The organism is Mesorhizobium sp. C399B, assembly GCF_030323185.1.
Lineage (GTDB): Bacteria > Pseudomonadota > Alphaproteobacteria > Rhizobiales > Rhizobiaceae > Mesorhizobium.
The window spans coordinates 1,401,980-1,418,640 of record NZ_CP100472.1; the positions used below are offsets into that span (position 1 = coordinate 1,401,980).

A 16,661-nucleotide genomic window follows, 5' to 3' on the forward strand; every position below is an offset into this window, starting at 1 on the left:
TAGTTGCAAAGCAGAGGCCGTCACTGTCTCTTTCCGGGAAATACCGGAGGGGTTTGGTTATGGCGAACAGTAACGAATTGGACACCGTCTCGAATTCTTGGGACGAGCACTCTTCACATGAACATGGCGGCTCGCCATCGCAGGCAGGCATCCAGGTAGCGCAGGCCGCTCAGGCGGCGCCTGCCGAGCCGGTGCCGGTCGATGTCGGCAGTGGCGCACCCGCTCAGCCGGCAGCACCCGCGGAGGCGAAGGCCCCGGCGACAGCTGCGCCCCACGAATACGTGGCCGACGCCAGCAACGTCGTAAAGCTTCCGGCCAACGTCTCGATCGACAACATCAAGGTCGACGGCCACAACCTCGTGCTCGAACAGGCTGATGGCTCGGTGATCGTGATCAAGGATGGCGCGCTCAACGTGCCGACCTTCATCATCGGTGACGTCGAGGTGCCGCGCGTTGCCTTGCTGGCGGCGCTTGAAGCAAGCCATGTCGATGTGGCCTTCGGTGCCGATGGCTCGATATCGGCCGGCCCGGGCGGCGCCCCAGGCAGTGCCGGCGGCGACTTCACCATTCCCCCAGGCGGTATCGGCGACGGCTTCGATCTTTCCGCATTGTTGCCGCCGACGGACCTGCAATTTGGACGGCTGGAGCCGCGTGAGCTGACGATCGGGGTCAGGGAAGAAGATACGACGCCGACAATCGACATTGGCTCCGGATTTGTCGTCAACGAGGCCGCGCTTTCCGACGGGACGGATCCGGCCAGCACCGCCGAGCAGGTTTCAGGGACCTTCAACATCGTCTCGGGTGATGGCATCGGGACGCTTGTCATTGACGGTGTGGACGTGACCAACGGCGGCAGCGTTGCCGGGCAATACGGCACGCTCGTGGTCACCGGCAATCCGACGAACGGCTATAGCTGGGTTTATACCCTTGCCGACAACACTCTTGATCATCACGACAACCCATCGACTGGAACGACCGAGGGGGTTTCCGACAGCTTTGCCGTCGTGGTTACAGACACAGATAATGATCCTGCCACCGCGACCCTCAATATCGGTGTGCTGGATGACGGCCCAACGCTTTCGGTCCAGGCAACCGCGCAAGCGGCACAGTTGCTTTCAGTCGAACTCGACGAGACGGTCGGCGGCGACCGCTACAATAGCGGCGAGACTGAAGATGCCGGCGGCAACGCCAACACCGATGACGGGGTTGGCCTGGCCCAGGTGACGACCGGCCTGGCGGGTGGCCTTTCTTCGCTATTCGCCGTTGGCGGCGTCTACGGTGCAGACGGACCGGGCAGCACGACCGGGCAGTTGGCATTCACCGGCATTCCAGTCGGTGGCCTTGCCACGAATCTCACTGCCACCGAAGGCGGCGCCGTTACGCTCTTCCTCGAAGGAGGAGTGATTGTCGGCCGCGACACGCAGGGTGATCAGGTCCTGACCATTGCGATCACCGGCGCGCCCGGCGCAGAGCAGTTGCAGACCACGCTCTACGAAGCGCTCAACCATGGCGCCGACGGCAACAAGTTCGATTCCGAACTCAATCTGTCGCTGACCAATGGCGGCCAGGTTCAGCTGCAATATGAGGTAACGCGCCAGGACGGCGACGGCGACACCATTACCGAGAAGGCGACCGTCGACCTGATCAACGGCCAAGGCTCCGCATTCTCCTTCGACGATGACGGGCCAAGCCTTACGGTTGGCGCCCACGATGGAGCCGCTGGCCTGCTTTCCGTCGAACTCGACGAGACGGTTGGCGCGGATCGCTACAATGGCGCTATCGGCGAGACCGAAGATGCCGGCGGCAACGCCAACACGGATGATGCCGGTCCGGGCTTGGCGCAGGTCAACACCGCGGTAGCAGGCGGACTGACCAATCTGTTCACTGTCGGCGGCAGCTATGGTTCGGACGGTCCTGGTACCGTTACCGGGAATCTGAGCTTTACCGGCATTCCGGCCGGTGGCCTTGCCACGAATCTCACCGCCACCGACGGCGGCGCCGTCACGCTCTTCCTCGAAGGAGGAGTGATCGTCGGCCGCGACACGCATGGCGATCAGGTTCTGACCATCGCGATCACCGGGGCGCCTGGCGCCGAGCAGCTGCAGACCACGCTCTATGAGGCACTTAACCATGGCGCCGACGGCAACAAGTTCGATTCCGAACTCAATCTGTCGCTGACCAATGGCGGCCAGGTTCAGCTGCAATATGAGGTAACGCGCCAGGATGGCGACGGCGACACCATCACAGAGAAGGCGACCGTCGACCTGATCAACGGCCAAGGCTCCGCATTCTCCTTCGACGATGACGGGCCGAAGGTTACTGGCACCGCCCAGGTCACCGCGAATGTCGACGAAGACGGTCTGCACAACAGCCAGTCCACCGGAAATGCCGACAATCTTCAGCCTGGCGAAGTGACCGGAACAAACTCCGCTGTTGCCATCGGTGCTGCCGGCGCATTGAATGCAATCGTCGACTTCGGCTCTGACGGCCCGAATGCGAGCTCGGCCTTCGGCCTTGTCACCCAAACCACCCCATCGGATTCGGGATTTGATTCGAAAGGCGGCAACGTCCTCATCGTCTCCGACGGCACGACCCTGACCGGCTATGTCGATGTAGGCGCCGGCGCCGGCTATCAGGCGGGCACGGATCGTCCTGTTTTCACCCTGACCGTCGGTGCGGACGGCTCCTATGTCTTCACCCTGATCGATCAGATCGATCATCCGACTCTGGATACGCTCCCGGGCGACAACACCGAAAATACGCTTGCCAATGGCGGTATCGATCTTTCGGCCTTCGTCATCGCCATGGACGGTGACGGCGATACCATCGGACTGGCGGCTGGTACATTCAAGGTCCAGGTGCTCGACGACGTTCCGCAGATCGTCGCGCGGGATGCCGGCACGACGACCACAACCACGACCGAAACGATCGTCTACACGCTGCAGGCCGGCAACACCGATGTTCGCGGCATGGATGGCGCCGGCAATCACGACATCAAGCTCAGCGGCATCGACATCAACGAAGGCGACAATTCCGTCAACACCACCGGCACCAAGATCGGCGTCGGCGACGGCCAGATCATCGACGGATACGAAACCCATCCGCATTTGACCGGCCCCGAAATCGTGACGATGGACTTCGTCAATGATCTTGTGATCACACCCAACGGTCCGAATCCGCCAAGCGTCAGCGACAGCGGCTCGTACGATGTCGCCTCGGTCAAGTTCACGATCGATGTTGCGGAAGCCCAGGGTGTCGAAGCCGCCGTGATGTTCATCGGCGCCAAGGACGGTGGCACATTCGAACCGTTCACCGTGAACATTAACGGTGTGCTGACCGCCGGCACGGCTGTCTTCGAAGGCGGCGTGCAGGTGGGCTATGCCTTCGCCGGCGTGCCCGATGGTGCGACTGTCGAGGTCATCGGCAGCACCCCGTTCGACCAGCTCAATGTGGGCAACTACGACAGTTTCAAATTCGATTCCGACAATAACGGGACAACGGATACCACCTTGACCGGCGGCAACCCGTTCAAGATCTTCGGCATCGAAGCCAAGGTCACGACGGTCACCACGCAAACCGAAGTCTTCCGGGTCAGCCACGACGAGTCAGCCGGCGTCAACAACGCCGCCGACCCCAATTCCGCGGATGACACCGCGCTCCCCCCGCCCGCGCTGGTAACGGAGCCAGACGCGCTCGGCTACGCAAAGTCATCAGCCAGTGCGCTCGGCCTGTTCAATGCCTCGGTTGGCGCCGATGACGATGCGACATTCTCGTTTGCGGTTACCGATGCGAACGGCAACCCGCTGGCAAATGTCGATTCGGGCCTGAAGACACTCGACGGCTCGGCGATCATGCTCTCGACGAATTCGGACGGCGTTCTGGTTGGTTCTGCCAACGGCGTCGACGTGTTCAAGGTCTATGTCGACCCGACCGGAGCGGTGTGGATCGGGCAATATCAACCGATCGCCCACAATGTCGACGGGTCAAGCGCGGCAGCCTTTGACGACATCGCGACCGTCGCCACCGACCTGCACGTCAAGGCCACGATCACCGATTTCGATGGCGACACGAGCACCGCCGTATCCCATGTCTCCTTGAGCATCGAATTCCAGGATGACGGTCCGGTTGCGGTCAACGATCAGGACTCGGTCACCGAAGATGGGCCGCTGACTGCAGATGGCAATGTGATCACGGGGGTCGGCGGCGCCGACGCCAACGCAACCGACGGCCACGCGGATCACCTCGGCACTGACGGCCTGGGCTCGATCACCTGGGACGGTGCCGTTGCCAATCATGTAGCAGGAACCTACGGCGAGCTGACGGTGGGCGCCGACGGCAGCTACACATACGTGCTCTACACCCAGGCCCAGAACCCGGCCGGGTATGCCGCGGTACAGGCGCTGGATGCCGGCCAGACCGTGGCCGAGAGCTTCGACTATGCTGTGGCGGATGGCGACGGCGATACCGCTCTGGCGTCCCTGACCATCACCATCAACGGCACCAACGACGTGCCGCAGATCGTCGTCGACCAGGGCAACCCGGCCGGCGCGCACGACCTGGTCTATGAAGCCGGCCTTGCGGCGGGCTCGGCGGCCGGCAACGGCAGCACGGTGGCGACCGGCACCTTCACGGTATCGGACCCCGACGGCCTCGACGACGTCCAGAGCGTCACCATCGGCAGCACCACGGTTGCCATCGGCAGCCTCAACGGTTCGACCTTCCCGGGCGACCACGGCACGCTGCTGATCACCGGCTACAACGCGGTAACCGGCGTAGCGACCTACCAGTACACGCTGACCAGCCCGACCACGGATGGTCCCGGCATCGAGAGCGACACCTTCTCGCTCACCGTCTCGGACGGAACCTCGTCGTCAGCTCCGGCGGCAATCGTCATCGACATCGTCGACGACGTGCCGACCGCACACGCCGATACCGACAGTGTTGCGTCCAACCAGTTCACCGCCGAGACCGGCAATGTGCTGAGCGCGGTTGGCACCACCTCGCCGGTCACCGGCATCGACGTCAAGGGCGCCGATGGCGCTGCCGTGGTCGGCGTTGCCGCCGGCAACACCAATCTCGATGTCGACAATGCCGCAACGCTCGGCACCCAGGTCCAGGGCAGCTACGGCAAGCTGACGCTCAACGCCGACGGCTCCTACTCCTATGTTCGCGATGCCGGCACGCAGGGCGGCGTCAGCGATGTCTTCACCTACACCATCAAGGACGGCGACGGCGACACCTCGCACACCACGCTGACCATCGCCATCGGCGATTCAACCCCGACCGACGCCATTCCGGCTGCCGGCGGCGCCACCACCACCGTCTATGAGGCCAGCCTGCCGGCACGCGCCGGCGAACCGGCCGGCTCCAACGAGCCTGCAACCACCGAGACCACTTCGGGCACCATCGGCTTCACCTCGCCCGACGGCCTGACCACCGTCTCGCTGGGTGGCCATGTGCTGACCGGCTCGGCCCAGACTTTTGCCGACGGCACCACAGGATCGCTGACGGCCAGCTATGTCTACAATGCAACCACCGGCATCGGCACCATCAGCTACGCCTATACGCTGATCGACAACACGCTGACCGATCCGTCGAGCACCAGCTTCGCGGTCGTCGTCACCGACGCCGACGGCGACAGCGCTCCAGCCGGCAATCTCGTCATCACCATCGTCGACGACGTGCCGACCGCACACGCCGATACCGACAGTGTTGCGTCCAACCAGTTCACCGCCGAGACCGGCAATGTGCTGAGCGCGGTTGGCACCACCTCGCCGGTCACCGGCATCGACGTCAAGGGCGCCGATGGCGCTGCCGTGGTCGGCGTTGCCGCCGGCAACACCAATCTCGATGTCGACAATGCCGCAACGCTCGGCACCCAGGTCCAGGGCAGCTACGGCAAGCTGACGCTCAACGCCGACGGCTCCTACTCCTATGTTCGCGATGCCGGCACGCAGGGCGGCGTCAGCGATGTCTTCACCTACACCATCAAGGACGGCGACGGCGACACCTCGCACACCACGCTGACCATCGCCATCGGCGATTCAACCCCGACCGACGCCATTCCGGCTGCCGGCGGCGCCACCACCACCGTCTATGAGGCCAGCCTGCCGGCACGCGCCGGCGAACCGGCCGGCTCCAACGAGCCTGCAACCACCGAGACCACTTCGGGCACCATCGGCTTCACCTCGCCCGACGGCCTGACCACCGTCTCGCTGGGTGGCCATGTGCTGACCGGCTCGGCCCAGACTTTTGCCGACGGCACCACAGGATCGCTGACGGCCAGCTATGTCTACAATGCAACCACCGGCATCGGCACCATCAGCTACGCCTATACGCTGATCGACAACACGCTGACCGATCCGTCGAGCACCAGCTTCGCGGTCGTCGTCACCGACGCCGACGGCGACAGCGCTCCAGCCGGCAATCTCGTCATCACCATCGTCGACGACGTGCCGACCGCACACGCCGATACCGACAGTGTTGCGTCCAACCAGTTCACCGCCGAGACCGGCAATGTGCTGAGCGCGGTTGGCACCACCTCGCCGGTCACCGGCATCGACGTCAAGGGCGCCGATGGCGCTGCCGTGGTCGGCGTTGCCGCCGGCAACACCAATCTCGATGTCGACAATGCCGCAACGCTCGGCACCCAGGTCCAGGGCAGCTACGGCAAGCTGACGCTCAACGCCGACGGCTCCTACTCCTATGTTCGCGATGCCGGCACGCAGGGCGGCGTCAGCGATGTCTTCACCTACACCATCAAGGACGGCGACGGCGACACCTCGCACACCACGCTGACCATCGCCATCGGCGATTCAACCCCGACCGACGCCATTCCGGCTGCCGGCGGCGCCACCACCACCGTCTATGAGGCCAGCCTGCCGGCACGCGCCGGCGAACCGGCCGGCTCCAACGAGCCTGCAACCACCGAGACCACTTCGGGCACCATCGGCTTCACCTCGCCCGACGGCCTGACCACCGTCTCGCTGGGTGGCCATGTGCTGACCGGCTCGGCCCAGACTTTTGCCGACGGCACCACAGGATCGCTGACGGCCAGCTATGTCTACAATGCAACCACCGGCATCGGCACCATCAGCTACGCCTATACGCTGATCGACAACACGCTGACCGATCCGTCGAGCACCAGCTTCGCGGTCGTCGTCACCGACGCCGACGGCGACAGCGCTCCAGCCGGCAATCTCGTCATCACCATCGTCGACGACGTGCCGACCGCACACGCCGATACCGACAGTGTTGCGTCCAACCAGTTCACCGCCGAGACCGGCAATGTGCTGAGCGCGGTTGGCACCACCTCGCCGGTCACCGGCATCGACGTCAAGGGCGCCGATGGCGCTGCCGTGGTCGGCGTTGCCGCCGGCAACACCAATCTCGATGTCGACAATGCCGCAACGCTCGGCACCCAGGTCCAGGGCAGCTACGGCAAGCTGACGCTCAACGCCGACGGCTCCTACTCCTATGTTCGCGATGCCGGCACGCAGGGCGGCGTCAGCGATGTCTTCACCTACACCATCAAGGACGGCGACGGCGACACCTCGCACACCACGCTGACCATCGCCATCGGCGATTCAACCCCGACCGACGCCATTCCGGCTGCCGGCGGCGCCACCACCACCGTCTATGAGGCCAGCCTGCCGGCACGCGCCGGCGAACCGGCCGGCTCCAACGAGCCTGCAACCACCGAGACCACTTCGGGCACCATCGGCTTCACCTCGCCCGACGGCCTGACCACCGTCTCGCTGGGTGGCCATGTGCTGACCGGCTCGGCCCAGACTTTTGCCGACGGCACCACAGGATCGCTGACGGCCAGCTATGTCTACAATGCAACCACCGGCATCGGCACCATCAGCTACGCCTATACGCTGATCGACAACACGCTGACCGATCCGTCGAGCACCAGCTTCGCGGTCGTCGTCACCGACGCCGACGGCGACAGCGCTCCAGCCGGCAATCTCGTCATCACCATCGTCGACGACGTGCCGACCGCACACGCCGATACCGACAGTGTTGCGTCCAACCAGTTCACCGCCGAGACCGGCAATGTGCTGAGCGCGGTTGGCACCACCTCGCCGGTCACCGGCATCGACGTCAAGGGCGCCGATGGCGCTGCCGTGGTCGGCGTTGCCGCCGGCAACACCAATCTCGATGTCGACAATGCCGCAACGCTCGGCACCCAGGTCCAGGGCAGCTACGGCAAGCTGACGCTCAACGCCGACGGCTCCTACTCCTATGTTCGCGATGCCGGCACGCAGGGCGGCGTCAGCGATGTCTTCACCTACACCATCAAGGACGGCGACGGCGACACCTCGCACACCACGCTGACCATCGCCATCGGCGATTCAACCCCGACCGACGCCATTCCGGCTGCCGGCGGCGCCACCACCACCGTCTATGAGGCCAGCCTGCCGGCACGCGCCGGCGAACCGGCCGGCTCCAACGAGCCTGCAACCACCGAGACCACTTCGGGCACCATCGGCTTCACCTCGCCCGACGGCCTGACCACCGTCTCGCTGGGTGGCCATGTGCTGACCGGCTCGGCCCAGACTTTTGCCGACGGCACCACAGGATCGCTGACGGCCAGCTATGTCTACAATGCAACCACCGGCATCGGCACCATCAGCTACGCCTATACGCTGATCGACAACACGCTGACCGATCCGTCGAGCACCAGCTTCGCGGTCGTCGTCACCGACGCCGACGGCGACAGCGCTCCAGCCGGCAATCTCGTCATCACCATCGTCGACGACGTGCCGACCGCACACGCCGATACCGACAGTGTTGCGTCCAACCAGTTCACCGCCGAGACCGGCAATGTGCTGAGCGCGGTTGGCACCACCTCGCCGGTCACCGGCATCGACGTCAAGGGCGCCGATGGCGCTGCCGTGGTCGGCGTTGCCGCCGGCAACACCAATCTCGATGTCGACAATGCCGCAACGCTCGGCACCCAGGTCCAGGGCAGCTACGGCAAGCTGACGCTCAACGCCGACGGCTCCTACTCCTATGTTCGCGATGCCGGCACGCAGGGCGGCGTCAGCGATGTCTTCACCTACACCATCAAGGACGGCGACGGCGACACCTCGCACACCACGCTGACCATCGCCATCGGCGATTCAACCCCGACCGACGCCATTCCGGCTGCCGGCGGCGCCACCACCACCGTCTATGAGGCCAGCCTGCCGGCACGCGCCGGCGAACCGGCCGGCTCCAACGAGCCTGCAACCACCGAGACCACTTCGGGCACCATCGGCTTCACCTCGCCCGACGGCCTGACCACCGTCTCGCTGGGTGGCCATGTGCTGACCGGCTCGGCCCAGACTTTTGCCGACGGCACCACAGGATCGCTGACGGCCAGCTATGTCTACAATGCAACCACCGGCATCGGCACCATCAGCTACGCCTATACGCTGATCGACAACACGCTGACCGATCCGTCGAGCACCAGCTTCGCGGTCGTCGTCACCGACGCCGACGGCGACAGCGCTCCAGCCGGCAATCTCGTCATCACCATCGTCGACGACGTGCCGACCGCACACGCCGATACCGACAGTGTTGCGTCCAACCAGTTCACCGCCGAGACCGGCAATGTGCTGAGCGCGGTTGGCACCACCTCGCCGGTCACCGGCATCGACGTCAAGGGCGCCGATGGCGCTGCCGTGGTCGGCGTTGCCGCCGGCAACACCAATCTCGATGTCGACAATGCCGCAACGCTCGGCACCCAGGTCCAGGGCAGCTACGGCAAGCTGACGCTCAACGCCGACGGCTCCTACTCCTATGTTCGCGATGCCGGCACGCAGGGCGGCGTCAGCGATGTCTTCACCTACACCATCAAGGACGGCGACGGCGACACCTCGCACACCACGCTGACCATCGCCATCGGCGATTCAACCCCGACCGACGCCATTCCGGCTGCCGGCGGCGCCACCACCACCGTCTATGAAGCCAGCCTGCCGGCACGCGCCGGCGAACCGGCCGGCTCCAACGAGCCTGCAACCACCGAGACCACTTCGGGCACCATCGGCTTCACCTCGCCCGACGGCCTGACCACCGTCTCGCTGGGTGGCCATGTGCTGACCGGCTCGGCCCAGACTTTTGCCGACGGCACCACAGGATCGCTGACGGCCAGCTATGTCTACAATGCAACCACCGGCATCGGCACCATCAGCTACGCCTATACGCTGATCGACAACACGCTGACCGATCCGTCGAGCACCAGCTTCGCGGTCGTCGTCACCGACGCCGACGGCGACAGCGCTCCAGCCGGCAATCTCGTCATCACCATCGTCGACGACGTGCCGACCGCACACGCCGATACCGACAGTGTTGCGTCCAACCAGTTCACCGCCGAGACCGGCAATGTGCTGAGCGCGGTTGGCACCACCTCGCCGGTCACCGGCATCGACGTCAAGGGCGCCGATGGCGCTGCCGTGGTCGGCGTTGCCGCCGGCAACACCAATCTCGATGTCGACAATGCCGCAACGCTCGGCACCCAGGTCCAGGGCAGCTACGGCAAGCTGACGCTCAACGCCGACGGCTCCTACTCCTATGTTCGCGATGCCGGCACGCAGGGCGGCGTCAGCGATGTCTTCACCTACACCATCAAGGACGGCGACGGCGACACCTCGCACACCACGCTGACCATCGCCATCGGCGATTCAACCCCGACCGACGCCATTCCGGCTGCCGGCGGCGCCACCACCACCGTCTATGAGGCCAGCCTGCCGGCACGCGCCGGCGAACCGGCCGGCTCCAACGAGCCTGCAACCACCGAGACCACTTCGGGCACCATCGGCTTCACCTCGCCCGACGGCCTGACCACCGTCTCGCTGGGTGGCCATGTGCTGACCGGCTCGGCCCAGACTTTTGCCGACGGCACCACAGGATCGCTGACGGCCAGCTATGTCTACAATGCAACCACCGGCATCGGCACCATCAGCTACGCCTATACGCTGATCGACAACACGCTGACCGATCCGTCGAGCACCAGCTTCGCGGTCGTCGTCACCGACGCCGACGGCGACAGCGCTCCAGCCGGCAATCTCGTCATCACCATCGTCGACGACGTGCCGACCGCACACGCCGATACCGACAGTGTTGCGTCCAACCAGTTCACCGCCGAGACCGGCAATGTGCTGAGCGCGGTTGGCACCACCTCGCCGGTCACCGGCATCGACGTCAAGGGCGCCGATGGCGCTGCCGTGGTCGGCGTTGCCGCCGGCAACACCAATCTCGATGTCGACAATGCCGCAACGCTCGGCACCCAGGTCCAGGGCAGCTACGGCAAGCTGACGCTCAACGCCGACGGCTCCTACTCCTATGTTCGCGATGCCGGCACGCAGGGCGGCGTCAGCGATGTCTTCACCTACACCATCAAGGACGGCGACGGCGACACCTCGCACACCACGCTGACCATCGCCATCGGCGATTCAACCCCGACCGACGCCATTCCGGCTGCCGGCGGCGCCACCACCACCGTCTATGAGGCCAGCCTGCCGGCACGCGCCGGCGAACCGGCCGGCTCCAACGAGCCTGCAACCACCGAGACCACTTCGGGCACCATCGGCTTCACCTCGCCCGACGGCCTGACCACCGTCTCGCTGGGTGGCCATGTGCTGACCGGCTCGGCCCAGACTTTTGCCGACGGCACCACAGGATCGCTGACGGCCAGCTATGTCTACAATGCAACCACCGGCATCGGCACCATCAGCTACGCCTATACGCTGATCGACAACACGCTGACCGATCCGTCGAGCACCAGCTTCGCGGTCGTCGTCACCGACGCCGACGGCGACAGCGCTCCAGCCGGCAATCTCGTCATCACCATCGTCGACGACGTGCCGACCGCACACGCCGATACCGACAGTGTTGCGTCCAACCAGTTCACCGCCGAGACCGGCAATGTGCTGAGCGCGGTTGGCACCACCTCGCCGGTCACCGGCATCGACGTCAAGGGCGCCGATGGCGCTGCCGTGGTCGGCGTTGCCGCCGGCAACACCAATCTCGATGTCGACAATGCCGCAACGCTCGGCACCCAGGTCCAGGGCAGCTACGGCAAGCTGACGCTCAACGCCGACGGCTCCTACTCCTATGTTCGCGATGCCGGCACGCAGGGCGGCGTCAGCGATGTCTTCACCTACACCATCAAGGACGGCGACGGCGACACCTCGCACACCACGCTGACCATCGCCATCGGCGATTCAACCCCGACCGACGCCATTCCGGCTGCCGGCGGCGCCACCACCACCGTCTATGAGGCCAGCCTGCCGGCACGCGCCGGCGAACCGGCCGGCTCCAACGAGCCTGCAACCACCGAGACCACTTCGGGCACCATCGGCTTCACCTCGCCCGACGGCCTGACCACCGTCTCGCTGGGTGGCCATGTGCTGACCGGCTCGGCCCAGACTTTTGCCGACGGCACCACAGGATCGCTGACGGCCAGCTATGTCTACAATGCAACCACCGGCATCGGCACCATCAGCTACGCCTATACGCTGATCGACAACACGCTGACCGATCCGTCGAGCACCAGCTTCGCGGTCGTCGTCACCGACGCCGACGGCGACAGCGCTCCAGCCGGCAATCTCGTCATCACCATCGTCGACGACGTGCCGACCGCACACGCCGATACCGACAGTGTTGCGTCCAACCAGTTCACCGCCGAGACCGGCAATGTGCTGAGCGCGGTTGGCACCACCTCGCCGGTCACCGGCATCGACGTCAAGGGCGCCGATGGCGCTGCCGTGGTCGGCGTTGCCGCCGGCAACACCAATCTCGATGTCGACAATGCCGCAACGCTCGGCACCCAGGTCCAGGGCAGCTACGGCAAGCTGACGCTCAACGCCGACGGCTCCTACTCCTATGTTCGCGATGCCGGCACGCAGGGCGGCGTCAGCGATGTCTTCACCTACACCATCAAGGACGGCGACGGCGACACCTCGCACACCACGCTGACCATCGCCATCGGCGATTCAACCCCGACCGACGCCATTCCGGCTGCCGGCGGCGCCACCACCACCGTCTATGAAGCCAGCCTGCCGGCACGCGCCGGCGAACCGGCCGGCTCCAACGAGCCTGCAACCACCGAGACCACTTCGGGCACCATCGGCTTCACCTCGCCCGACGGCCTGACCACCGTCTCGCTGGGTGGCCATGTGCTGACCGGCTCGGCCCAGACTTTTGCCGACGGCACCACAGGATCGCTGACGGCCAGCTATGTCTACAATGCAACCACCGGCATCGGCACCATCAGCTACGCCTATACGCTGATCGACAACACGCTGACCGATCCGTCGAGCACCAGCTTCGCGGTCGTCGTCACCGACGCCGACGGCGACAGCGCTCCAGCCGGCAATCTCGTCATCACCATCGTCGACGACGTGCCGACCGCACACGCCGATACCGACAGTGTTGCGTCCAACCAGTTCACCGCCGAGACCGGCAATGTGCTGAGCGCGGTTGGCACCACCTCGCCGGTCACCGGCATCGACGTCAAGGGCGCCGATGGCGCTGCCGTGGTCGGCGTTGCCGCCGGCAACACCAATCTCGATGTCGACAATGCCGCAACGCTCGGCACCCAGGTCCAGGGCAGCTACGGCAAGCTGACGCTCAACGCCGACGGCTCCTACTCCTATGTTCGCGATGCCGGCACGCAGGGCGGCGTCAGCGATGTCTTCACCTACACCATCAAGGACGGCGACGGCGACACCTCGCACACCACGCTGACCATCGCCATCGGCGATTCAACCCCGACCGACGCCATTCCGGCTGCCGGCGGCGCCACCACCACCGTCTATGAGGCCAGCCTGCCGGCACGCGCCGGCGAACCGGCCGGCTCCAACGAGCCTGCAACCACCGAGACCACTTCGGGCACCATCGGCTTCACCTCGCCCGACGGCCTGACCACCGTCTCGCTGGGTGGCCATGTGCTGACCGGCTCGGCCCAGACTTTTGCCGACGGCACCACAGGATCGCTGACGGCCAGCTATGTCTACAATGCAACCACCGGCATCGGCACCATCAGCTACGCCTATACGCTGATCGACAACACGCTGACCGATCCGTCGAGCACCAGCTTCGCGGTCGTCGTCACCGACGCCGACGGCGACAGCGCTCCAGCCGGCAATCTCGTCATCACCATCGTCGACGACGTGCCGACCGCGACGAATGACACCTGGGGGCCAACGATCACCGGTGCGACGGTCCTCACCGGCCTCCTGACCAACGACAAATTCGGCGCCGACGGCGTCGACACCGACAACAATCCGGTCAGCGGCCAGGTGACCGCCACCAACGGTGCTCACGGCACCGTCACCTACAACAACGATGGAACGTTCACCTACACGCCGACGGGCATCTATGTCGGCTCGGACTCTTTCACCTACACGATCAAGGACGGTGACGGCGACACTTCGACGGCCACGGTGACCCTGAATGTGCAGACCAACACCGTTCCATCGGGTGGCGGGACTGCATCGTTGACATTGAACGAAGCCGCGCTCGACACCACGCTCGATGCTTCGGCGCCTGCGGATCTCCAAGCCGGGGCCGTGACCGGCACCAACCCAGGCAGCCGCGGCGAGACGGCGCAAGCAATCAGCGGCATCACCTTCACCACGACCGGCGAAGCCATTAATGTTGCATTCGCCAACCCGACCGGCGATCCAAACTGGGTGGCGCCGACTGTTTCTGGCCTAGCCTCTGGATACACAATCAGCTGGGCGCTCGTCGGCAACCAACTCGTCGGCAGTCTGATACAAACGGCCGGCAGCGTGAACCTCGGCGCATTCGTCTATCTGGCGCTGTCAAACACAAGCGCCGGCGCCAACAGTTCGTTGACACCCGTCGTTACCGCGACACTGACCGACCAGCTCCAGCATCTTGCCGGCTCGGGCAACGTCACCATCAACGGGCTTCAGGTGGTGGCAACCGACACCAGCGGTGATCATGTTTCCGGATCGGTCAATCTGACGGTCCTGGACGACGTTCCGCTGCCATTCAAGCCGGATGGCATCTTCGTGGAAAACACCACGCATACGGTGCTGACGGAGAGCATCAATTTTGCCGCGAGCGCCGGTGCTGACGGCGTTGGCAATGTCGTGTTCAACGTGACCGAAGGCGCGGCCGTCACATCAGGCAGCACAAACATATTCCTGAATGGCGAGCAGGTCTTCTTCCACGTCGTCGATACGCATACTGTGGAGGGACGGACCTCGGCCGCGAACGGCAGCGACCTCGCTTTCACGGCGACCCTGAACCCGGCGACAGATACTTGGACATACACCCAGGCCGCGACGATGTTTGCCGGCAACCAGTTCAATACGGCGAACTTCTCGCCAAGCGGTGGCAACAACCAAGCGATTGTCCTGGACTCCATCGGCTCAACCAGCGACCTGCTCGCAACCGCCAACAGCCCCAATTCCGTGAACACCAGCACGGGCAGTTGGGGCGTCGATGGCGGAAACAGCATCAGCCCTGGTGAGAAGATCCGCTTCGATTTCGTCAGCAATGCAACCACCGACGGCACCATCGCCGGAACCCCCGCGGGCATCGGGGCGGGAACCCACTATACGGATCACTACGAGGTGGCTAGCTATACACAGGGGATTGGCAATGTCTCGGGACCTGGCCTGGTTTCTATAACGATCCGCCCGGTCAACGCCGACTATGATAACACCTACATAGGTGATGTTACCGGCGAAAGCACGGCCCTCGGCGCCTTGGTCACTGTCGTCAACGGCTCCGGCGGAGCTACTCCGACCGCAACGAACAATGGGGACGGAACGTGGACGATCACCGGTCTCGCGCAAGGCGACACCTTTACCGTGGTTGCAAATTCGGACCCGTTCAGCGCAATCGAAATTTCGGCCAATGTAGGCTCGAATGACTTCAAGCTGGGCCCGGTCACCTACACGACCGCCAACGCCGTCACACCGTTCGACATCTCGATCCCGGTCACGGCGACCGACGGTGACGGCGACCCAATTGCCGGGTCAGTGACGGCACACCTTTCGCCCGATCTCAGCACCTGGCAAGGAACTTCGGGCGTGGACACTCACACCACGACCGCGACAGAAACCACGCTGCTCGGCGAGGACGGTAACGACACCCTCAATGGACTCAATCTCCAGGCTGATATCCTCTCCGGCGGACGCGGCGATGATACCTTGTCGGGCAACTCCGGTAACGACACGCTTTACGGCGGCTCGGGAGCGGACATATTGTTCGGCGGCGACGGCAACGACCTGCTGATCGGCGGTTCCGGTCAGGACACGCTCACCGGTGGTATAGGCGTCGATACGTTCAAGCTCGAGCACCTCGACATCAAAGATCTTATCGCTGACTACAGCGGTGTCGGCGGCCATGGCGACATCATCGACCTTACCTCACTGTTCGATACAGCCGCCGGAGGGGCCAATGTCGGCGACTTCGTGAACTACAATGCGGGAACGAACACTCTCAGCGTCGACGCCGACGGTTTGGCCAACGGCGCCAATTTCGTGGACGTGGCCACCTTGACGAACGCACCCGTCGCCAACACGATCACCCTGCTCTACGATGACGGAGTGACGCAGCATACGACAACGGCAAACGTGGTCTAGGAGCATGGTGCGGGGCCACGCGACTATGCTATGTATTAGAGATTAGGA

Annotated in this window: 1 protein-coding gene; it reads left to right on the forward strand. The window is 64.5% G+C overall.

What is annotated here, in order from left to right; all coding sequences use genetic code 11:
* Positions 1-59 precede the first annotated feature (59 nt).
* Positions 60-16,613 (forward strand): cadherin-like domain-containing protein, encoded by a 16,554-nt coding sequence (locus tag NLY36_RS06730; protein WP_286461764.1) that lies wholly within the window; start codon positions 60-62, stop codon positions 16,611-16,613.
* Positions 16,614-16,661: the final 48 nt, after the last annotated feature.